At 40.8% G+C, this 20,590-nt stretch carries 20 protein-coding genes and 4 pseudogenes; 3 read left to right on the forward strand and 21 right to left on the reverse strand.

Annotation, left to right across the window (positions count from 1 at the left end):
- Positions 1-11: 11 nt before the first annotated feature.
- The 4 genes from FBF75_RS05400 to FBF75_RS05415 form a co-directional block, all read right to left on the reverse strand.
- Positions 12-485 (reverse strand): stress protein, encoded by a 474-nt coding sequence (locus FBF75_RS05400; protein ID WP_079920591.1) that lies wholly within the window; start codon positions 483-485, stop codon positions 12-14.
- A gap of 171 nt (positions 486-656) precedes the next feature.
- Entirely contained in the window at positions 657-1,490 is an 834-nt protein-coding gene (locus FBF75_RS05405) for an undecaprenyl-diphosphate phosphatase (RefSeq protein WP_024719699.1), read from the reverse strand.
- 124 nt (positions 1,491-1,614) lie between these two features.
- Entirely contained in the window at positions 1,615-2,757 is a 1,143-nt protein-coding gene (locus tag FBF75_RS05410) for an AI-2E family transporter (RefSeq protein WP_007500555.1), read from the reverse strand.
- A 65-nt stretch (positions 2,758-2,822) separates the two neighbouring features.
- The gene (locus FBF75_RS05415; RefSeq protein ID WP_008344160.1) at positions 2,823-3,215 is read right to left on the reverse strand and encodes a DoxX family protein; all 393 of its coding nucleotides are present in this window, start codon (positions 3,213-3,215) and stop codon (positions 2,823-2,825) included.
- 200 nt (positions 3,216-3,415) lie between these two features.
- Here FBF75_RS05415 and FBF75_RS05420 point away from each other — a divergent pair, with 200 nt between their 5' ends.
- Positions 3,416-4,405, forward strand: a complete 990-nt coding sequence (locus FBF75_RS05420; protein WP_019743561.1) for a Gfo/Idh/MocA family protein — start codon at positions 3,416-3,418, stop codon at positions 4,403-4,405.
- A gap of 55 nt (positions 4,406-4,460) precedes the next feature.
- Here FBF75_RS05420 and FBF75_RS05425 read toward each other — a convergent pair whose 3' ends face one another.
- The 9 genes and pseudogenes from FBF75_RS05425 to FBF75_RS20040 form a co-directional block, all read right to left on the reverse strand.
- Positions 4,461-4,985: a type 1 glutamine amidotransferase domain-containing protein gene (locus tag FBF75_RS05425; RefSeq protein ID WP_046526561.1), complete on the reverse strand. Its 525-nt coding sequence runs from the start codon at positions 4,983-4,985 to the stop codon at positions 4,461-4,463.
- Between the two features lie 90 nt (positions 4,986-5,075).
- Positions 5,076-6,029, reverse strand: coding sequence for a methyl-accepting chemotaxis protein (locus FBF75_RS20005; protein ID WP_375803961.1), 954 nt, complete (start codon positions 6,027-6,029; stop codon positions 5,076-5,078).
- Positions 6,021-7,064, reverse strand: a pseudogene (locus tag FBF75_RS20010) (HAMP domain-containing protein); the annotation flags it as partial. The pseudogene FBF75_RS20010 and the gene FBF75_RS20005, both read right to left, overlap by 9 nt.
- 369 nt (positions 7,065-7,433) lie before the next feature.
- On the reverse strand, positions 7,434-8,381 hold the full coding sequence (locus FBF75_RS20015; protein WP_370539194.1) for a methyl-accepting chemotaxis protein: 948 nt from the start codon (positions 8,379-8,381) through the stop codon (positions 7,434-7,436).
- Positions 8,373-9,410, reverse strand: a pseudogene (locus FBF75_RS20020) (HAMP domain-containing protein); the annotation flags it as partial. The pseudogene FBF75_RS20020 and the gene FBF75_RS20015, both read right to left, overlap by 9 nt.
- A gap of 176 nt (positions 9,411-9,586) precedes the next feature.
- A complete protein-coding gene (locus FBF75_RS20025; RefSeq protein WP_370529239.1) occupies positions 9,587-10,537 on the reverse strand; it encodes a methyl-accepting chemotaxis protein in 951 nt (316 codons plus the stop codon).
- Positions 10,532-11,575, reverse strand: a pseudogene (locus tag FBF75_RS20030) (HAMP domain-containing protein); the annotation flags it as partial. The gene FBF75_RS20025 and the pseudogene FBF75_RS20030, both read right to left, overlap by 6 nt.
- Positions 11,576-11,701: 126 nt before the next feature.
- Complete coding sequence (locus FBF75_RS20035) at positions 11,702-12,652, reverse strand: methyl-accepting chemotaxis protein (protein WP_370529240.1); 951 nt, start codon at positions 12,650-12,652, stop codon at positions 11,702-11,704.
- Positions 12,644-13,693, reverse strand: a pseudogene (locus FBF75_RS20040) (cache domain-containing protein); the annotation flags it as partial. The pseudogene FBF75_RS20040 and the gene FBF75_RS20035, both read right to left, overlap by 9 nt.
- A gap of 156 nt (positions 13,694-13,849) precedes the next feature.
- Here FBF75_RS20040 and FBF75_RS05450 point away from each other — a divergent pair.
- Complete coding sequence (locus FBF75_RS05450; protein ID WP_008345763.1) at positions 13,850-14,590, forward strand: protein-glutamine gamma-glutamyltransferase; 741 nt, start codon at positions 13,850-13,852, stop codon at positions 14,588-14,590.
- A gap of 21 nt (positions 14,591-14,611) precedes the next feature.
- On the opposite strand, the gene FBF75_RS05455 is transcribed toward FBF75_RS05450, so the two are convergent.
- The 6 genes from FBF75_RS05455 to FBF75_RS05480 form a co-directional block, all read right to left on the reverse strand.
- Positions 14,612-14,860, reverse strand: a complete 249-nt coding sequence (locus FBF75_RS05455) for a hypothetical protein (RefSeq protein WP_017358966.1) — start codon at positions 14,858-14,860, stop codon at positions 14,612-14,614.
- A gap of 24 nt (positions 14,861-14,884) precedes the next feature.
- Positions 14,885-15,916 (reverse strand): NAD(P)H-dependent flavin oxidoreductase, encoded by a 1,032-nt coding sequence (locus tag FBF75_RS05460; RefSeq protein WP_017358965.1) that lies wholly within the window; start codon positions 15,914-15,916, stop codon positions 14,885-14,887.
- Between the two features lie 14 nt (positions 15,917-15,930).
- On the reverse strand, positions 15,931-16,332 hold the full coding sequence (locus FBF75_RS05465; RefSeq protein ID WP_008345770.1) for a secondary thiamine-phosphate synthase enzyme YjbQ: 402 nt from the start codon (positions 16,330-16,332) through the stop codon (positions 15,931-15,933).
- Between the two features lie 135 nt (positions 16,333-16,467).
- Positions 16,468-17,760 carry a hemolysin family protein gene (locus tag FBF75_RS05470; RefSeq protein WP_007500537.1) on the reverse strand — a complete coding sequence of 431 codons (1,293 nt, stop codon included), beginning with the start codon at positions 17,758-17,760 and terminating at the stop codon, positions 16,468-16,470.
- A gap of 48 nt (positions 17,761-17,808) precedes the next feature.
- Entirely contained in the window at positions 17,809-18,483 is a 675-nt protein-coding gene (locus FBF75_RS05475; protein WP_024719711.1) for a zinc metallopeptidase, read from the reverse strand.
- A gap of 81 nt (positions 18,484-18,564) precedes the next feature.
- Positions 18,565-18,789, reverse strand: coding sequence for a YuzI family membrane protein (locus tag FBF75_RS05480; protein WP_008345775.1), 225 nt, complete (start codon positions 18,787-18,789; stop codon positions 18,565-18,567).
- A 126-nt stretch (positions 18,790-18,915) separates the two neighbouring features.
- Here FBF75_RS05480 and FBF75_RS05485 point away from each other — a divergent pair, with 126 nt between their 5' ends.
- A complete protein-coding gene (locus tag FBF75_RS05485; RefSeq protein ID WP_017358964.1) occupies positions 18,916-19,902 on the forward strand; it encodes a potassium channel family protein in 987 nt (328 codons plus the stop codon).
- Here FBF75_RS05485 and FBF75_RS05490 read toward each other — a convergent pair.
- On the reverse strand, positions 19,899-20,300 hold the full coding sequence (locus FBF75_RS05490) for a YugN-like family protein (protein ID WP_008345780.1): 402 nt from the start codon (positions 20,298-20,300) through the stop codon (positions 19,899-19,901). The genes FBF75_RS05485 and FBF75_RS05490 overlap by 4 nt on opposite strands.
- Positions 20,301-20,329: 29 nt before the next feature.
- Entirely contained in the window at positions 20,330-20,548 is a 219-nt protein-coding gene (locus tag FBF75_RS05495) for a spore germination protein (RefSeq protein WP_008345782.1), read from the reverse strand.
- Positions 20,549-20,590 lie beyond the last annotated feature (42 nt).

A 20,590-nucleotide genomic window follows, 5' to 3' on the forward strand; every position in this document is an offset into this window, starting at 1 on the left:
TGACGTTGAGATTAGAATCTTTTATGGAAATCGACAGTACCGCTTCCTTCTTCGCGGTCAAAGCTGCCAACAAAAGTCCAGTTAATATAGCCGCCGTCACCATTGTTGACAAACGTACCATCTTCAAATACCCAAATACCAAACGTAATGCCGTCATATTCAACACTATCATAATAGACAACATTGTTCAGTCCGCTAAAATCATGATCTTGGCTTAAGTTTTGAACAACTACGTTGTAATTTTGACCTGCTTCATAGAATGCACTGTATGCCGCATTTTTTACAAATCCATCACGATTTTGAGATGATTTTACTGCTTGTTCAATTTTATCGGCAATGGCTACTGGATCAATCGAGACACTTCCATCGACACCTGTTGTCGTAGCAGCTTCAGCCTTTTGACCAAAAGTCGTAAGAGATAAAGGGACAGCAACCATTGACATAGCAATCACAGAGCTAACAAAAAATTTACTTGTTTTCCTCATTATTTCTAACTCCTCCTTTAATTGGTATGTTTATGTACTACCCTTTTCTTTTTCACTTAAACACTAATTTAAGAAAAAACTTCTTTTTCTACCAATTAAGAGGCTGTTTTTACTGTTTAAAAGGGCAAAACAACAAAAAAACTACTCTTTTAAAAGAGTAGTTTTCCATCATTACATAAACAGGATAAATAAAATCAGACCTAGGATGATTCGGTAGATCGCAAAAGGCACAAGTTTGATTTTATTAATCAGTTTTAGGAAGAATCGAACAACAAAGAGAGCCACAATAAACGCACTCACAAAGCCCACAATAAAGAATGGAAGCATGTCTGTTGTTAAATATTCGGCATTTTTAACAAGTGTTAAGAGGCTTGCTCCCGCCATAATCGGCATGGCCATAATAAACGTAAAGTCAGCTGCCGCTCGGTGATTCAGTCCAAGAATAACACCACCTGCTATTGTAGAACCTGAACGCGAGAAGCCTGGCCATAGTGCTAAACATTGAAATAGCCCGATATACAGCGCTTGTCTGTACGTCATATTATCCACAGAGCTTGTTTCTGTTTTACGTTTATTGATCCAATCAGCGACAAGCATCAGCACAGCCCCTAAAATCAAACCGACAGCGACCGTTCTCACATCAAACAAATATTTATCAATATAATCTTCAAATAAGAATCCTAAAATGACGGCTGGGACGAGTCCAACAGCAATTTGAGCAATGGTCAGCTTATGTCCGCTGCGTTTTTGTTCTTCTGTGATATTTTTCTTTAAGCCTAATAAGTTCAAAATACGATCTTTGAACACGATCATGACAGCTAAAATAGAACCTAACTGAATCACGACTTTAAATGTGTTTGCAGCCTCTGGCGTAATGATGTCTTTTGATTTTAGCCAAAGATCATCAACAATGATCATATGCCCTGTAGACGAGACAGGTGCATACTCTGTTAATCCCTCGACAATTCCTAAAACCAGTGCCACGAATAAATCCCATAGATTCATGATTTTCTTTCCTTTCAATTCTGATCTTTTGAAGGCAAACATCTATGTCCACATAAAGACAAGCTTTCTTTTTCGAAAGCTCGTCTTTATGATACTATATTTTTTTCTAAAAAAGATTATGACATCAAACCTTTTCTTCTTTATACAAATTGGATCGCATTTTGAACCAATCAAACAGGTGGGTCGTGATCACTTTCAGAACGGCATACGTCGGAATCGCAACAATGATGCCGACGACGCTGAACAATTTACCTGCTGTTAATAGAACAAAAATAATCGTAATCGGATGGATATGAAGGTTTTTCCCCATGACCTGAGGAGAAATGAATTTCCCTTCAATAAGTTGAACCACTGTCCAGACAATGATGAGTTTTAAAAGCATCACTGGTGATGTCACAAGCGCAATCACAATCGCTGGTGTAATCGCAATGGTTGGACCAAGGTATGGCACTACACTTGTACATGCCGCAATAATCGCCAGCAGCAGCGCATAGTCAAGTCCAATAATCATATAGCCAATTAAAAGAAGAATACCGATACAGAAGCTGACAATGATCTGCCCGCGTATATAAGAACTTAGACGATGGTTCATTTCGTGAAGCACGATATGAGTATGGTCTCTAAACTTATTCGGGATAAATTTCAAGAAATAGTCAGGCAGTTTTTTGCCGTCTTTTAATAGATAAAACAGAATGAACGGAACCGTCACGATCGAGATGATAATTTCAGTAAGCGCCCCTAAGAAAGTGCCGACTCCAGTAAAAGTACTTTCCAAAATCTTCGTCGCTTGACTTGACGCTTTACTCACCAATTCAGAGACGTTAAAGTTCATCGTTTTCTGCACTTGACTAATAAAGTTGCTTCCAGTTAATTGTCTAATCTGTTCTTCTACCGTATCAACGTATTTTGGCAGATTATGAAACAGACTCATCGTTTGTGCTTGTAAAAAAGGAATAATAGATACAATGGTCACTGTAATGATCCCAATAATGACGATATATAAAAGCAAAATCGAAAAGATCCGTTTGACCTTAAATCTCTCTAATAAATTCACAATTGGATTTAATAAATAATACACAACCCCCGTTAAAATAATCGGTAAGGCAATGGTTTTGATGAGTACAATGAGCGGTGTGAAAATAAAAGATGCTTTCATGAAAACAAGGATATTCAACCCTATTAATAGCAGGATGAGTAAAAAGAGAACAAACTTGTTATCAAGAAAAAATTTTCTAAATCGACTGCTCCACATTTGCATAGAATTCATATCTTTCCTCCAAACACGGGCTATTTTATTAGTAAATTGTACACTACTTGATCATCATTTTGTGATCATTGTTTTAGCTTTTTTTCACGTTTCGCAATGGACATGGCCCATCCAATCAAAATCGGTTGTCCGATTAACCTCATCCATAACAAGGCTTGTTCTGTGCTCTCTTGCCCTGGAAATGGAATCCCTTCTCTCGCAGCAAATAGGTTCGCAGGGAAAATGAGCACCAGATAGACAGCGATCATTTTTGCTGCCACAATCCTTACGTTTGGAAGAAGTAGTAATACGGCCAGCAGCCATTCCAAGCATGCGGTGGCATAAATGATGCCATAGGGAAATGGCCATCCAGACATCATGCGGGCAAAGCCGCTTGGCTCTATCACATGAAAAACACCGGCTGCTATAAATAAAAGCGCGAATGCGTATGTACTTCCTATATGTAGGATGCGCTTCATGTTCGTTTCCTCCTCCCTCCTTCTCAAGTATTACCCGAATGAAGGAGGAAACTATCCACTTTTCGTACATTTATATTCTTTATGTAAGACGCATCAGCTAAGGTAAAGGTTTCATCCGCTTTTCAATAAAAAAGAAGATTCTTTCATACAAACGCTTTCAAAGCATGTATAATCAGAGAAAAGCAGAAGGAGGGAATGTGATGATTCGATTTGCTGTCATCGGAACGAATTGGATTACAGATCGATTCTTACAGGCTGGTGAAGGAGTGGCGGATTTTACATGTACGGCCGTCTATTCTCGGTCTGCTGAAAAAGGACAGGCATTTGCAGACAAGTATGGCATTGATACCGTCTTTACTAATTTACAACAAATGGCGGCAAGTGATGCGTTTGATGCTGTGTATATCGCAAGTCCAAACGCCCTTCACAAAGAGCAAGCGATGCTGATGATGGCGCATCAAAAACATGTATTATGTGAAAAACCATTGGCCTCTCACCGGAAAGAGGCTGAAGAAATGATTGCTGCTGCGAAAAAATATCAGGTGTGCTTAATGGAAGCGATGAAGACCACATTTCTGCCGAATTTTCTTCAAATCAAACAGCATCTTGATCAACTAGGCCCCATTCGGCAAGTGATCGCTCATTACTGTAAATATTCCTCAAGATACGATGCCTACCGAAACGGTGAGATTCCAAATGCTTTTAAGCCGGAATTATCCAATGGCTCCTTAATGGACATCGGCGTGTATCTTGTCTTTCCCATCATTTATTTATTCGGGCTGCCACATCAAATCACCGCGAGAGGCTATACACTTTCTTCTGGAGTAGATGGGAGCGGTTCATTACTTTTACAATATGAAGGACATCAAGCACTTCTTTTCCATTCAAAAATCTCAACATCTCATGTATCTGCTGAAATTCAAGGGGAGGATGCCACGATGGTGATTGATCAATTCCATCGCCCTTCTCGTATCATCATCCATGATCGGAATGGACAGCAAACCGATATTTCTATCAAAGATGATCAACCGGCTATGTATTATGAAATCGATCACTTCATTCAATGCATCAAGCAAAAAAAGGGACAGTCTCCAATCAATACATTTGCCTTATCCGTTCAAACCATGTCCGTCATGGACGAGGCGAGAAGACAAATGGGCATTATCTATCCAGCCGACAGACAAATGTAATGAGACATTGAATGAACAAAGGGCGTTTTACAGCCCTTTGTTTGTTCGTGTTAAACTAGTTTGCCGCTAATACATCGGCAAATGCTTTCACATATGGCGGAAGGTCCGGCGGGCGTCTGCTTGATACAATATGACCATCTGTCACAACGGCTTCATCAAACCATTCCGCTCCAGCATTCGTCATATCATCTTTAATACCAGGTGTACTCGTTACTTTTTTACCTTTCAGGATACCAGCTGAAATGAGCACCCATCCGGCATGACAGATTTGTCCGATCGGTTTGCCCTTTGCATCAAACGTACGAACGATGTCTAATACTTCTGGATATCGGCGCAGTTTATCCGGCGCCCATCCTCCAGGAACGAGAACCGCATCATAATCATCTGCTTGAATGGAATAGAAGTCTGCATCTGATACAGCTGGCACTCCGTACTTCCCGATATATTCATGATTTGCTTTTTCGCCTACGAGATGGACAGTTGCCCCCTCTTCTCTTAATCGCAAAACGGGATACCATAGCTCTAAATCTTCAAAATCATCACTGACTAACGCAATGACCTTCTTATTTGATAAACGCATAACATCTCTCCTTTTCTTCGGATTTCCTCTATTGTACGAGATCATCTCTTAAAAAGAAAAGCGGTTCCCCTTGAGGAGAACCACTTTCTATTATTCACTGATCTTGAATTTTTTAATTAAGTCACGCAATTCTTCCGCCATTTGGGAAAGCGTCGTCGAAGAAGAACTAATCTCTTCCATTGATGCCAGCTGTTCTTCTGCTGATGCCGCGATATCTTGAATACTTGCTGAACTCTCTCTCGATACATCTGCAATTTCATTCACTGCTTTAGAAATTTGCTCAGATCCTTTTGAAAGCTCACGAACTGTCGTATTCATTTCATTGATTCTTGTCGCAATTTCTGCCGTTTGCTGATTGATTTGTGAGAAGCTTTCTTTTGTTTGGTCTGTAATTGATAGACCATTTTTTACTTCTTCATTCACAGATTTGAACATATTTTGAGACGTTTCAATTTCAGAGACAATTTCTTTGACGAGTTTTTCAATCTCTTTTGCAGAATCTGATGATTGAACCGCCAGCTTACGGACTTCTTCTGCTACAACCGAGAAGCCTCTGCCTGACTCGCCCGCACGTGCTGCTTCAATGGCTGCATTCAGAGCCAGTAAATTCGTTTGATCTGCTATACCGTTAATGACACCTAAAATGTTGGTGATATCTTTTGATTTATGCTCTAATCCGTTGATCACACTTTCAGCTTCTTTCACTGAATGATCAATCGTTTTCATTTGGCCAACTGTCTGTTCAACAAGCTGTCCGCCTGTTTCTGCGACTTTTTTTGATTGAACCGATGATTCTGTAATGACATCAGATGTTTGTGCAACTTCATTTAGCCCTTCGTTCATTTGTTTCAAGTGGGCTGCACTTTGTTCCACCATTTCACTTTGATTTTCGTTTCCGTTCGAGAATGTTTCAATGGATGATGTAATATGTTCGGTTGCTTTTGTCGTTTGACCTGCACTTGCCGTCAGTTCTTCCGACGATGACGCCACGTTTTCAACAGATGTCTGTACAGCTTGGATCACATCTCTGAGTGACTCACTCATTTCATTAAAACTTGTACCGAGCTGACCAATCTCATCCTTTGACCGGACATCAATTTTCTCTGTTAAATCTCCTTCGCTAATCTTCTTAGAAGAGGAGACAAGCATGGAAAGTGGTTTTGTAATAGAACGGATGATAAAGAAGATGAGAATACCGCCAATGATGAGCGCACCAGCTAATATAATGGCCGCCATGTTGAAGACTGGCTGCGCCGCTTCTTCTACTTCACTGACAAACATTGTACCGGCAATTTTCCAACCAGTCGCTTTGTTTGTTGTGAACTCCATTTGCTTTTCTTTCCCTTCAAACATATAACTCATTGAACCTTTGTCTTGTGTATAAAGCTTGTCTACCCAATCACCTGTTAATTTTGTTCCTGCTTTTTTCGTTGGATGTGCCACGTATGTTCGATCTGGGCTTCCGATAAAAGCATGACCTTCTTTACCAATATTGATACTATTAGACTCTTTTACTAGATTCGCAATGTCCAGGTTCATGGCAATAACACCAGAACCGTCCTCTAGTTTTTTAGAAATCGTCACAACAAGTGTACCAGTTGATGCGGTTGGGTATGGAGCGGAAACAGACAGCTCACCGTTTTTCGCCCAGCCATCTTTGTACCAATCCCGCTCAGTTGCGACATAATCAGCAGGCATTTTTTGATTTGGATATCTTGAGAACACTTTTCCATCACTTGAAGCAACAAAGATGCCTTCTGTGTCATCATTCATGCTCATGAATTGCTCAAAGCGCCCTTGAATATCAGTCGTTCCTTTTTGCCCCAGCTTTTTCTTCGTAATCCATTTGCTAAAGAAATCGGCTGCGTCTGTTTTTACTTTCACAACCTTCGTAATGTTTTTGTCCAGCTGTTCTACATTTTCCTTTGCACTTTGCATGATTTGATCATTTAAAGAGGTGCTCGCCGTATGATATGAAGAGAATGCCAATACGATAATTGGGCATAAAAGAATAAATAAGAAAGAGAAAACGAGCTTTTTTGATATAGATGGTTTTTTGAAATACTGTATGAAATTCATAAAAAAGAAAACTCCTTTTAGTAAGATAGTATATATATCGGAAGTACTACTAGGTTCTTTACTTTTTTAATTTATTAAAGTCTAGATAAGTCCAAAATACCCAAATTATGTGCAAAAAACGGAAAAACACCTGACGTCAAAACGTCAGGTGTTCCAAATTATTGACAAAGGGCTAAAATGAATTTGATTTTAGCCCTTTTCTTCTTTTCAGCGTGATAGAAAACCTTTCCAGCCCTAGGAAGGACGAGTACTGGCGCGGAGCGAATTTGAATTCGTGAGCACCAGCACGCAGGACTGACACCGAATGCGAGGGTTTGTCTACACGCTGAAACACCTGACGCCAAAACGTCAGGTGTTCCACTATGACTCTTATATTTTAAATTGTTTGATGAGCTCTCTCAGTTCTTCTGCCATTTGGGATAAAGTGGCGGAAGATGAGCTGATCTCTTCCATTGATGCCAGCTGTTCTTCTGCTGAAGCCGCAATATCTTGGAAACCTGCGGAACTTTCACGTGAAAGCTCTTTGATTTGATTGACTGCTTGTGAAATATCGTTTGAGCCATGAGAAAGTTCTTGGGCTGATCCATTCATTTGTTTCATTTGTTCTGTCATTTCTGATGTCTTATGGGTGATTTTCTCAAAACTCACTTTCGTTTCATCTGTAATGTTTAATCCAGATTGAACTTCACCTGCTACTTGTCTAAACATCTTCTGCGACTTTTCAATTTCATCTACGATTTCGTTCGTCAGACTTTCAATTTCTTTTGAAGAGCTGCCTGATTGCTCTGCAAGCTTGCGAACTTCTTCAGCGACCACAGAGAAGCCTCTTCCTGCCTCACCTGCACGTGCGGCTTCTATCGCTGCATTTAAAGCAAGGAGGTTCGTCTGATCTGCAATGCCGTTGATAACTCCAAGAATGCTTGTAATGTCCTTAGATTTCTGTTCTAGCCCTGCAATCACAAGCTCCGCTTCTTTCACTGCTTGTTCAATCGTTTGCATTTGACCTGCTGTTTTTTGAACGAGCTCTCCACCAGCCTGAGCGGTTTTGCTAGACTCGATAGATGATTCCATCATATGAGAAGTCGTGTTGACCATATGTGATAAGCTTCGATCCATGTCGTTTAACTGGACAGAGCTTTTTTCGATCATCTCATTTTGATGTTCATTGCTGTTTGAAAACTGTTCAATAGATGAGGTAATATGCTCAGTTGCTTGGGCTGTCTGTCCTGCACTAGCTGTTAATTCTTCAGATGAGGCAGCCACATTTTCAATTGAATTCTGGACGGCTTGAATGACTTGTTTCAGCTTTGCCGACATATCGTTAAAGCTCTGTGCAAGCTTGCCGATTTCATCGTGTGTGCGCACCTCGATATGCTGGGTGAGATCCCCCTGACTGATTTTCTCAGCAGATTCAGAGAGCTCTATGAGTGGTTTTCGAATCGATTTAATAATAAAATAAATCGCGATTCCACCGATGACAATCGCAGCAGCTAGGATGATCATGGTTAAGTCAAGCACTGGCTGTGCGGCTTCCTTCACTTCGTTGACATACATTGTTCCCGCAAGCTTCCAGCCTGTCGCTTCATTTGTGTCATAAAACATTTGCTTCGGCTGTCCGTTAAATTCATATTCGAAACTTCCTTTTTTATTGTGATACATCTTTTCGATGAAATCGCCTGTCAGTTTCGTCCCGGCCTTTTCCGTTTTATGAGCAATGTAACGTTGGTCTGAGGTAGCGACAAACGCATAACCTTCTTGACCAATTTTGATGCTGTTTGTATCTTTCACAATCGTGTTCAATCGTACATTTATACCAATGACACCAGAACCATCTGCTAACTGTTCTGATATTGTGATGAGCAGGTCATCTGATGACTTGTCTGTAAAAGGATCTGAAATGATGAGTTTGTCATCTCCCATTGATTGTTGAAACCATGGTTCATTTTTTGCGCTTTTGGCACTGCCTTTATGAATCTCGGAATATTCAGTTAGTTTACCATTCTGATCTGCAACAAATACTTCTACGACATCGTCGTCTGTTTCCGATAGTTGCTCTAATTTCACCTTAAGTAAATCCTTATTTTTAGAGGCCAGTTCCTTTTTTTTCACCGATTTAGATAAATATGAAACAATATCAATTTTAGGCTGTACATCTTTATTGATCAATTCATTTAATTGATTCACACCATTTGCAGCGCTAGACATAATCTCATCATTGAGAGACTTAGACGCCACTTCATAGGAAAATGCGGCCAACACAAGAATGGGCACTAGGAGAATCGCTAAGAATGCAGTAATTAATTTCTTTGACATCGTAAAGTGCTTAAAAAAGTTGATTTTTTTCATGACTCTACTCCTTTTGGTTTATGATTTGGGATCATCCCCCTCTATTTTTAGGTAATACGGATTATTTTTCAAGGTGTAATGCTCGAAAACTCACCAAAATAAGCATATTTACCTATTTCTTTCGTTATGTTCAGTTCAAAAAAGAACCCCCTAGCTGGAGGTTCTTTTCATTTTGTTTATTCAACTTTAAATTTGCTAATCAAATCACGTAATTCTTCTGCCATTGAAGAAAGGGTGGCAGAGGATGAGCTGATCTCTTCCATTGATGCCAGCTGTTCTTCAGCTGAAGCGGCAATGTCTTGAATATTGGCGGAGCTTTCACGTGATACGTCTGCAATCTCACGGACAGCCTCAGAAACATGTGCAGATCCTTTTGACAGCTGGACAACTGTTCGATTCATTGTTTGGAGCTGATCTGAGATTTCTTTGGTCATGTCGAAAATATTGTGGAAGCTGACTTTCGTTTGTTCAGTAAAGCTTAAGCCTGATTGAACTTCTTGATTTACTGCTGTGAATACTTCTTGTGATACATCAATATCTTGAACGATTTCTTTGATTAAGTTTTCAATTTCTTTCGCTGAGTTGGCAGATTGAACAGCAAGTTTTCTTACTTCTTCTGCTACAACGGAGAAGCCTCGACCAGATTCGCCAGCTCTTGCTGCCTCAATCGCTGCATTCAGCGCAAGTAAATTCGTTTGATCTGCGATGCCATTAATGACACCAAGAATCTGGGTGATATCTTTTGATTTGCTTTCCAGCGCACTGATGACATTCTCTGCTTTTTTCACTGATTGATCAATCACGTTCATTTGAGAAGCGGTTTTTTCCACTAGCTGTCCGCCTTCTCCTGCAATCTCTGTTGATTTGATGGATGAAGCGGTAATCGATTCAGCCGACTCATTCATGTGCTGAAGGCCTCTGTTCATTTCTTCTAACTCTTCTGAGCTTGATTCCACTTTATCATTCTGGCTTTCGTTACCAGTAGAGAATTGTTCAATGGCTAATGTAATATGCTCTGTTGCTTTACTTGTTTGTCCTGCGCTTGCGGTCAGTTCTTCTGATGAAGAAGCGACATTTTCAACAGAGGTTTGGACGGCGCCAATGAGGGATCTTAATGAGTCAATCATCGTATTAAAGCCTTTACCAACTTGTCCTATTTCATCATCTGATTGAATCTGAAGTTTATCACGTAAATCACCATCGCTGACCTTTTTCGAGAAACGGGCAAGATTGGATAATCTACTTGAAATAGAGCGGACAATAAAGAAGATGAGGGTTCCTGCTACGATCAGTGTCACACTGAACACAATAATGGCAGTATTGAAAACGGGTTTAGCTGCATCCTCTACTTCTGATACGAGCATCGTGCCGCCGATTTTCCAGCCGGTTAGTTCATTGGTGACATACGCCACCTTTTTATCTGTTCCATTGAGTGTATAGCTGCCGTTTCCTTGTTTGTTTTTAAAAATAATGTTCGCCAAATTCTCATTGACTTTGCTTCCTGGCTTTTGGGTTGGATCTGCTAGCACGGTTTTATCCTTCTCCATGATGAAAGCATATCCTTTTTGACCTATTTTAATTTCTTTTAGCTTTTGAATGAGGCTGTCAATTTCCATATCAAGACCAATTACCCCTGAGCCATCTTTCGTTTTTTGGGCAATGGTGATGACCATTTTACCTGTAGATGCTGCGACGTATGGCTTCGTGATGACTTGTTTACCATCAGCACTCATGGCCTCTTGATACCACGGACGCTCTCTCGGATCATAGCCTTCAGGCATTTTTTGAACTGGGTATTGCATGAACAAGCCCTTTTCTGAACCTGCATAAATGGCTGAGACATCTTTTTCATTAATTTTTCCGTATTGCTGCAATTCTTTAATGGTAGCTTTTCTATTTTTTTCTTGAAGATTAACCGCTTTGAGATCATCTGTAAACAGAGTCACAGCCTCTGCCTTGTTCCCAATATTCTCATCGATTAAGGTATCAAATGCATTGACCTGACTCATCGCACTGCCCATAATCTGTTTGTCTAACTCTGTTTTTGATGTAAAAAATGCACTGATTGTGAGTGCGACGGTTGGCAGTATGAGGACTACCAAAAAGGCAATAACTAATTTTTTAGAAATGGATGGTTTTTTGAACCATTGGATCATTTTTCCCATTTTCTCTTTCCCCCTTTACTTCTCTAAAGTTATTATCGGATGAAAGGTTTATTTTTAGAGGGCTGGAAATGACGTTTAAAAATAAAAAAAATACCCAGACAATTCTGGATATTTTTTCATCGTTTTTTAATCAATTTTAAATTGACTTGTCAGCTCTTTTAGCTCCTCAGCCATATTGGCAAGTGTGACAGAAGAGGACGAAATTTCTTCCATAGATGCCAATTGTTCTTCAGCAGATGCCGCAATATCTTGAATGTTCGCCGCACTTTCTCTTGAAACTTGACGCATTTCCTGCATAGCTTGTGACACAAGTTTTGATCCGCTTGATAGGTCAACCGCTGTATCATTTAATTGAGTGAGCTTTTTCGACATACCTTCTGCCGCCTCATAGATGTTTTGGAAGCTTTCTTTTGCTTCTTCTGTCATCCCAAGTCCTGCATTTACTTCTCGGTTAACAGCTTTGAACATCTCTTGAGATTTGGAAATTTCCAACACAATTTCTTGGATCAGCTTTTCAATTTCTTTCGCTGAATCTGCGGATTGGACCGCTAGTTTTCTGACTTCCTCTGCTACGACAGAGAAGCCGCGCCCTGATTCACCTGCTCTTGCTGCTTCAATGGCTGCATTGAGTGCAAGTAAATTCGTTTGATCTGCGATGCCATTAATGACATTTAAAATGCTCGTAATATCTTTAGACTTGTATTCTAATTCTTTCATGACTTGTTCTGCTTCTTGTACAGATGTGTCGATATGTTTCATTTGATTCGCTGTGCTTTCAACGATACGTCCGCCTTGTCCAGCCGCTTCTGTCGATTGAATGGAGACAGCAGTCACTTCTGATGAAGTTTGTGACATACCTTGTAATCCTTCATTCATTGCGACAAGCTGATTCGTGCTAGATTCGACTTTCTCATTTTGTGCTTCATTCCCATTTGAGAATTGTTCAATCGACATGGTGATATGCTCTGTCGCCTGACTTGTTTGGCTGGCACTAGCAGTCAGCTCTTCTGAAGCTGAAGCCACATTGTCGACAGATTGCTGGACCGCTCGAATAACTTCACGCAAAGATTCACTCATCTTACTAAAGCTTCTTGTGAGGTCTCCTATTTCATCCTTCGATTTGGTTTCGAGGGTTTCCGTTAGATCCCCTTCACTCACCTTTTCTGAGAAATCAACAAGCCTTCTAAGTCCAATTGTGATGGAGCGAACGATAAAGAAGATAGCGATACCGCCAAGGATAAAAGAAGAAATTAAAAGAATAATGGCAGAATTCCAAACTGGCTGTGCTGCTTCTTCTGTTTCTGATACAAACATCGTTCCAGCAATTTTCCAACCTGTTAAATCATTTGTCACAAAAACGAGGCGTTTTTGCTCTCCTTTATTCTCATAAGTTGATGTTCCTTCTTTGCCGCTGTAAAGGATTGATGAAATATTTTCTGTAACTGCAGAGCCTGATTTTTCTTCTGGGTGAGCTACAATCTGCTTGTTTTTATTTGCAATAATTGGATATCCTTCTCGTCCAATTTTAATATCTTTGATTTTATCGACGATATCTTGAACATCAATATCAATCCCAATGGCTCCCGACCCGTCCTTCAGACGCTGAGCGATTGTGACAACCATGCCGTTTGTTGTGGCAGAGATGTATGGATTGGTGACCACAGGTTCGCCTTTTTCGTCCTGCATCGCCGCTTTATACCAATCACGAGTTGTTGGATCATAGCCTTTTGGCATGTCCACTTTAGGGAACTGAATAAAATCACGATTTTTACTTGCTGCATAAAATCCAACTACATCATCTTCATTGATTTTACTGTATATCTCAAAATGCTCATACAGTTCGTCCTGGTTTTTCTTTTTAAAGTCTGCAGCACTGGATGTTTCGGTAAACAGTTTGACTGCGTTCTCCTTATTCAAGAGCTTTTGCTCGATCATGTCATTCAGCTCATTGACTCTTGCGTTGGCTCCGTACATGATTTCATGATCTAATTCTTCTTTGGCAATCTGATATGAAATCGTACTGAGTGTAATGATAGGCAAGACGAGAACAAGTGTGAATGAAATAATCAGCCTTTTAGAAATCGATGGTTTTTTCAACCATTTTATGATACTTTTCATGTTTTTCCTCCTTTTAAACGTTATGTTTTATATCGGACAGCTTCATATTATTTTCATGTTTTTCAAATAAAAAGGATGCCTTTTTGTTTATTTTCACAAATTGATTCCTTGCCCAAGCATCCCGCATACGCTAATACAAAAGGGGGCGCTTTTCATATGATTATCCTTTCAGGACAGCCAGTGACAAATGAGCAGCTGGCATCGTTTCAGCTAGAAGGACAAAAGCGGATCATTTTGATGCAATTACAAGCCTCAAATGATACGTTCCGTTATAGGCAGGCATCTGATTTGTTATTTGAGGTGACTTTACGATCGAATATCATGAATGCGGCAAGAGATTTGAACAAGAGCGGTGCCTCATTTGCTATCTTTCAAAGGTCCCGTGCGAATGACGCCTATTGGCGTGTATCAGAGGCCGGAGCGTTAGAACTGCGCTATCAAGTCGAGCCATCTACGGGGATTAAAGACATCTTTGAAAATGGCTCAAAATATGCCTTTGAATGTGCCACAGCGATTGTCATTGTGTTTTATATGGGAGTCCTGCAAACGGTAGGAGACGAGAAGTTCAATCGAAGACTTAGAAGTTTAACGCTGTATGACTGGCACTATGATACATTATCCATTTATACAGAGCGCGGAAATGATTTTATTTATGGGGATTGCCTATATTTCGAGAATCCAGAGTTTAGCTATCAACAGTCTCAATGGCGCGGAGAAAATGTGATTTACTTAGGGGAAGATCAATATTATGGGCATGGGCTTGGGATCTTAACAGCTGCAGAGATTATCGATAAATTAAATGCCAGAAGACGGCCAGGGGCTGTTCAGTCCGCTTATTTACTGCCGCAGACTACTAGGATGGATGTTATTTATCTCAGGCAAATGTTTGGTAGCTAAAAAGGGCCTCTTGTCTATAGGTTATGACAAGGGGCCTTTGTATGCCTTGCGTTTGCGGTAATCATGGAGCGTGCCAAGCATTGTGTTTGCTAGGATTTCCATTTCTTCTAGATCGTTTCTTGTGACTGGAGGGTCGTGCTGATTCCATTTGACATAACGAACGAAATAGTAATGACGAATGGGGGTAAGGACGGCAGGGGAGTGCGGAAAATCATCAAATAGAAATTCAATTTGTCCTTTTTTCCGATATGAATGTTTTAAGATTTCCATCCTGTCACACCACCCATTATCAAATTATTTCTGCGTGAGTTCATGCATGATCTCTTCAACGGTTAAAATCGAGAGAATGCGGCCAACCCCCTGACCTGCCCAAAGAGCCATTTGTTCTCGGTTTCCTGCAGCAGCTGCCGCTTTTCGCATCGGTGTTGTCCATACATGCTGTATGGGATAGGGGAGAACCCGGTCTTCATTTCGTCTTTCTTCCTCCATCCACTGATTGACAATGCCTCTGGCTTTTTTTCCAGAGAAAAGCCGTGTCATCGCTGTTTCACTGCCTTCTGCCTGTAACAGCGCCTTTTTGTAAACATCTGCCGCAGCACTTTCTTGACTCGCTAAAAATCGTGTCCCTATTTGAACCGCATCCGCTCCAAGTGCTAGTGCTGCTTTCATAGTGGTCCGGTCTGTGATCCCTCCAGCGGCGATCAATGGGATATGACAGACGGATCTGACATCACTGATCAGGCAGAAAAGTCCCTGCAGAGCATCTCCCTTTGAAGGTAAGAAGGTGCCTCGGTGCCCTCCTGCTTCACTTCCCTGCAGGACAACGGCATCCATTCCTTTTTCTTCTAAAAGTAGTGCTTCTTCTTTTGTTGTAGCTGTTCCGATGAGAAAGATCCCCTTTTGTTTCAGGTGATGAATTGTTTGTTCGTTTGGACAGGCAAATGTAAACGACACAGCTGGGACTTCTTCTTCTTGAAGAATCTTGATTTTTTGTTCATAGTCCTTCCATAATTCTTCTTCTCTAGGGATCATCTGTGCTTCTTGTATGACAGGCAGCCGGTCTGTCCAAAATGATACATCTTCTGTTTTCGTTTCTGAAATGGGTTCAGGGACAAACACATTCACTTGAAATGGACGAGATGTCAGCTGTTTGACCTGTCTGATTTGCTGCCTCATCTTTTCTGGCTGTACATAACCACTTGCTAAGCTACCGAGACCGCCATATTGTGAAACAGCGGCGACAAGCTGCGACGTCACCGCTCCTCCTGCCATTGGTGCTTGGATGATGCCATGTTCAATTTGAAGTAACGCTGTGAATTCTCCCATCTTCTCCCCGCTCCTTACTCGTTAGTTGACACCTGTATATAAAAGTGACGATGTCTCGGTCCGTCAAACTCACAAAAATAGATTCCCTGCCACGTTCCAAGCACAAGATCACCATGATGGACAAGAACGTGCTGAGATGCCCCCACATAACTAGCTTTCATGTGTGCTGCTGTGTTGCCTTCCATATGACGATCTTTTGGATGTTCCCACGGAAAGACTTCGTCAAGCCGGCGCAGCATATCTCGTTTGACGTCTGGGTCGGCATTTTCATTAATGGTGATTCCAGCCGTCGTATGTGGACAATAGACCATAACCGTTCCGTTTTGAATCCCAGTTTCCCGGACATATTGCTGAACTTCATGGGTAATGTCTATCATGTCATCGTGTTTGTCTGTTTGTACGTTGATTTTTTTCATTTCTCTGCTCCTTTTGATCATGTCTATAAAACCATACCCTTTTTATGTGAAACCAATCACTGCCGGTTGGCAGAAACAAATCTTCTTACCTAAAGTTTACCAAGCAAAAAAACCTCGTCAATAGCTCCGAGGTTTTTAGGAAAAGTGAACCTTTTTTACTTCTATGGTTCGAATATGATGATCTTCTGCATCGACAATTTTAAATTCACAGCCTTCTGCTTCAATGATATCTCCAATGTCAAAATCAATTTTATGCGTCATCATCCACCCTGCAATTGTATCAACATCATCATTTTCAATCGCTAAATCCAATAAATCATTTACTTCATCGATCAAGGCTTTCCCATCCATCACATAATGAAAGTCACCTTTTTTCACAATATGAGGGGTTTCATCTTGATCATATTCGTCCCGAATCTCCCCCACAATTTCTTCTAATATGTCTTCAACTGTGACGAGACCTGCTGTTCCGCCGTATTCATCTACAAGCACCGACATATGAATCCGTTCCTTTTGCATCAAAATCAGCAGTTCTTGAACCGGTGTACTTTCAATGACACGAATAACAGGGCGCATTAAGTCTTCAATGGACACCTCTTGATTGAGAAAACTTGCTTTAAATACGTCTTTGCTATTGATCACACCAATGACATGATCTTTATCTTCTTTAATGACAGGATAACGTGTATACCTTTCGTTCAGCATATAATGCGTCACGTCTTCCAAGCTCTGTTCAATTTCAATGGCAGAGATTTCTGTGCGCGGGATCATGATCTCTCTCGCCACTCGGTTATCAAATTCAAATATTTTATTGACATATTTGTATTCAGATTGGTTGATCTCGCCCTTTTCGTAGCTTTCAGACAGGATGAGACGCAATTCTTCCTCACTGATCGCCACTTCATGTTCTTTGACAGAATGAAAACCAAATAATTTCACAATGCCTCGTGCAGCCCCATTTAATGCTTTAATAAACGGATACATGACTTTATAGAAAAAAATAAGAGGTTTTGCCGTCACAAGACTGACGGCTTCTGCCTTTTGAATGGCAATCGTTTTGGGAGCAAGTTCCCCAACGACAACATGCAAAAACGTAATGATCACAAAGGCAATGATAAACGATATGATGTCTGTCAAAGCGGAATGAAGCCCTGCCTTTTCAAAAAGCGGATGCAGGAAATGTTCCACTGTCGGCTCCCCTAACCACCCTAAGCCTAATGCCGTGATGGTAATACCAAGCTGACAGGCAGATAAATATTCATCAAGGTTGGTTGTCAGTTTCTGAACATGAATGGCTCTCTTATCACCGCTTTCAATCAGCTGATTGATTTTTGAGCCTCTAATTTTCACAATCGCAAATTCAGTGACAACAAAAAATGCTGTCGCAGCAATGAGTAATAGGACTAAAAATACGTTTAAAATATACAAAAAAACCCTTACCTAACACGGGTAAGGGCTCACCTCCTCTGGCGTCAATTAATCATTACGGCCATTTAGGAAGATCATTACAAAACGGAGCAATTCAAACAGGGAGACAAGGGCCGCTGCTACGTACGTAAGAGCTGCGGCATTTAACACCTTGTTCACGCCTCTTTCTTCACTGCTTCTAATGATTCCTTCTGAAACAATGATATTCTTTGCACGAGAACTTGCGTTAAACTCAACAGGCAATGTCACTAGCTGAAAGAACACAGCAGCTGAGAACAAAACGATCCCAAGCCCGATTAAGTTAAGGCTGCCGAGCAATAATCCACCTAGGAAAAGAAGCGGGGCAACACCAGATGCAAAGTTCACGACAGGGAAAATCTTATGTCTCAAGACAAGCGCACCATAGGATTCCTGATGCTGCAAGGCATGTCCAACCTCGTGTGATGCGACTGAAATGGCCGAAATGGAATGGCCATAATACACTGGTTCAGATAAACGAACCACACGCTGCGTCGGGTCGTAATGATCAGTCAAAGTTCCTCTTACCGGTTCAACGGGTACGTCGTATAACCCGTTGCGATCTAAAATATATCGAGCGGTTTCAGCACCTGTTTTCATACTGGCAGCTTCAACCTTTGAATACTTTTCAAAATTATTCTTTACTTTAAATTGTGCCCAAAAAGACAATCCCAATGCGGCAAATGTTAAAAAATAAAAAAACAGCATGCTCATCAGCTTCCTTTTTATTTTATATATTTATTTACAATTTTAATGACTTTTATGTAACGTGTACAGCAAAAAGCACTAGGTCTTTTTAAGGGGAATCACTACACCAATGAAAAAGAAGAACATTCCGATGCATGCTGTATAAAATGTCACCGTTCCATATAGGTCTTGAAAAAAACGAAGCCACGAGAAATCATTCATGAAATGGTTCACCGCATTTAAATCAAACACGAGTAAAATCACCGCAGATGATAAAAAGTGGGCGCCGATAAAAAGAAGTACGGTCTTTTGAACAAACGACATTCGCATTCCCTCCTTCTTCTCTCTTATTTTAAGATATGGGTTCTATTTCAATACATGACGATGATGAAAAATTGTTTCCTAATCGGGCATACTGACATTAGCAGTCTCCCTGAAAGGACGAGTTCGATGAAATCAAACCGTATCTTCATTGCCTGGCTAAGATGGCCTCTTTATGTTCGCATTGCGATCATCATCTGTTTCTTGCTTCTCTTTTTTGGACAATTAATCGTCATACTTGAACCAAAGCAGTATCATACGATCTTTGATGGGATCTGGTGGGCTCTCATTACAGTCGCGACGGTAGGCTATGGTGATTTTGTGCCGCAAACCATACCCGGACAAATCGCAGGTATGGCGCTGATTCTGATCGGGGCAAGCTTTGTAACGGCTTATTTTGCCACGCTTGCTGCCGCTGTATTTAGCAAACAGCACCATTATGTAGAGGGGAAGGTGGCTTTCAAGGGGAAGGGACATCTCATCATTGTCGGCTGGAATGAGAAAACGAACAAACTGCTTCAATCGTTTCAAACCATTGATCCCGCCATGCCGATTGTACTCATTGATGATTCCTTAAAGGAAGGACCTCTTTTAGAGAATGTCCATTTTATTAAAGGCCATGGTACAGAGGATGCCACACTTCGCAGAGCAAATATTATGAGTGCTGATACATTGATGATTACCGCCGACCAGCATGAAAATGAAGTGACGGCTGATATGCAGAGTGTCTTAACCTTGCTTGCGGCAAAAGGATTAAATCCTTCGTTATATTGTTTAATTGAAATTTTAACCGATCGCTATGTGAAAAATGCTGAGCGGGCTGGAGCCAATCAAGTCATCCATACTTCTGATGCCGTGAATCATTTAATGGTGGAGCATTTTCTTTTAAAAGAACAGCTCATGGCGTTAAAAATCAAAAGAAACATGACCCTCCATAAACAGATCACCATCATTCCAGTACCGGCTTCATTAGCTGGAGAGACATTCTTAACGGCACTTCATCACTTTCTAGAGCACCATGTCATCATTGTAGGCGTACAAAAAAAAGAAGGACCCATGATGAATCCTCCTTTTGGATATGAGCTTCATCCAGAGGATGAGCTGATCAGCTTTTAAAGCAGTGCATCTTCTAATTCTTTGACGAGTGAAAAGCCAATTTCGGCATAAGCCTTTGACACATCTCCGTCTTTCTCTTTCGGTTCTTGGAATTGGTTAAAAGATGCCCCTACATTTCCAACCATCGCATGGTCATCTAATTTATCTTGATAGACATGCTTTAAGAGAAATGGATGTCCCATTTTCACCACAACGCCTGGCTGATCCAGCTGTCCTTTCTCGGCTGTAAACGGAACTCTGAGAAAGGTATAGCCGTCACGGTTGTCAATTTTATAATCAAAATATCCATGATCATAATCCCAATTCCCATTAATGACATATCCGAGCGGCTTCATGTTTTCTTCTAAATGGTACAGTGAAAAGCTTTCACCAGTTAGCCTAGATGGTACATGAATCATACAGAACCCTCCTTTTTGTATAGGGTTCGTTAAAGAGAGGAATTCATACATTTGCCTTTCGTGATTTGCACATTGTTTGTAAATGCGGCATCAAATAAGGCCTGGCTGGATGATGCATTTGTCTCGTTCGCACTGCCCGCTCCTGATGTTTCTTTCGTAGCACTCATTGGACAAATCCGCCCAACATTCCCAAAATTAACGATGGCCTGCCCGGAAATGTCATGGATATAAATATGATTTGTTCTCATCGCTTCATCAACCTCCTCCATTGATTATTCTATGTACAGAGC

The organism is Bacillus sp. S2(2019) (genome assembly GCF_005144805.1).
Classification (GTDB): Bacteria; Bacillota; Bacilli; order Bacillales; family Bacillaceae; genus Bacillus; species Bacillus altitudinis.

Coding starts and splice junctions, on each gene's coding strand:
- FBF75_RS20015 (WP_370539194.1), bottom strand. CDS start 8,381: ATGTCGGCAAAGCTGAAACAAGTCATTCAAGCCGTCCAGAATTCAATT.
- FBF75_RS05460 (WP_017358965.1), bottom strand. CDS start 15,916: ATGGGAGAATTCACAGCGTTACTTCAAATTGAACATGGCATCATCCAA.
- FBF75_RS05490 (WP_008345780.1), bottom strand. CDS start 20,300: ATGATTCATGTACCATCTAGGCTAACTGGTGAAAGCTTTTCACTGTAC.
- FBF75_RS05480 (WP_008345775.1), bottom strand. CDS start 18,789: ATGTCGTTTGTTCAAAAGACCGTACTTCTTTTTATCGGCGCCCACTTT.
- FBF75_RS20005 (WP_375803961.1), bottom strand. CDS start 6,029: ATGAGTGAGTCACTCAGAGATGTGATCCAAGCTGTACAGACATCTGTT.
- FBF75_RS05405 (WP_024719699.1), bottom strand. CDS start 1,490: ATGAATCTATGGGATTTATTCGTGGCACTGGTTTTAGGAATTGTCGAG.
- FBF75_RS05415 (WP_008344160.1), bottom strand. CDS start 3,215: ATGAAGCGCATCCTACATATAGGAAGTACATACGCATTCGCGCTTTTA.
- FBF75_RS05495 (WP_008345782.1), bottom strand. CDS start 20,548: ATGAGAACAAATCATATTTATATCCATGACATTTCCGGGCAGGCCATC.
- FBF75_RS05400 (WP_079920591.1), bottom strand. CDS start 485: ATGAGGAAAACAAGTAAATTTTTTGTTAGCTCTGTGATTGCTATGTCA.
- FBF75_RS05420 (WP_019743561.1), top strand. CDS start 3,416: ATGATTCGATTTGCTGTCATCGGAACGAATTGGATTACAGATCGATTC.
- FBF75_RS20025 (WP_370529239.1), bottom strand. CDS start 10,537: ATGATTGACTCATTAAGATCCCTCATTGGCGCCGTCCAAACCTCTGTT.
- FBF75_RS05485 (WP_017358964.1), top strand. CDS start 18,916: ATGAAATCAAACCGTATCTTCATTGCCTGGCTAAGATGGCCTCTTTAT.
- FBF75_RS05425 (WP_046526561.1), bottom strand. CDS start 4,985: ATGCGTTTATCAAATAAGAAGGTCATTGCGTTAGTCAGTGATGATTTT.
- FBF75_RS05455 (WP_017358966.1), bottom strand. CDS start 14,860: ATGGAAATCTTAAAACATTCATATCGGAAAAAAGGACAAATTGAATTT.
- FBF75_RS05410 (WP_007500555.1), bottom strand. CDS start 2,757: ATGAATTCTATGCAAATGTGGAGCAGTCGATTTAGAAAATTTTTTCTT.
- FBF75_RS20035 (WP_370529240.1), bottom strand. CDS start 12,652: ATGAGTGAATCTTTGCGTGAAGTTATTCGAGCGGTCCAGCAATCTGTC.
- FBF75_RS05465 (WP_008345770.1), bottom strand. CDS start 16,332: ATGAAAAAAATCAACGTACAAACAGACAAACACGATGACATGATAGAC.
- FBF75_RS05450 (WP_008345763.1), top strand. CDS start 13,850: ATGATTATCCTTTCAGGACAGCCAGTGACAAATGAGCAGCTGGCATCG.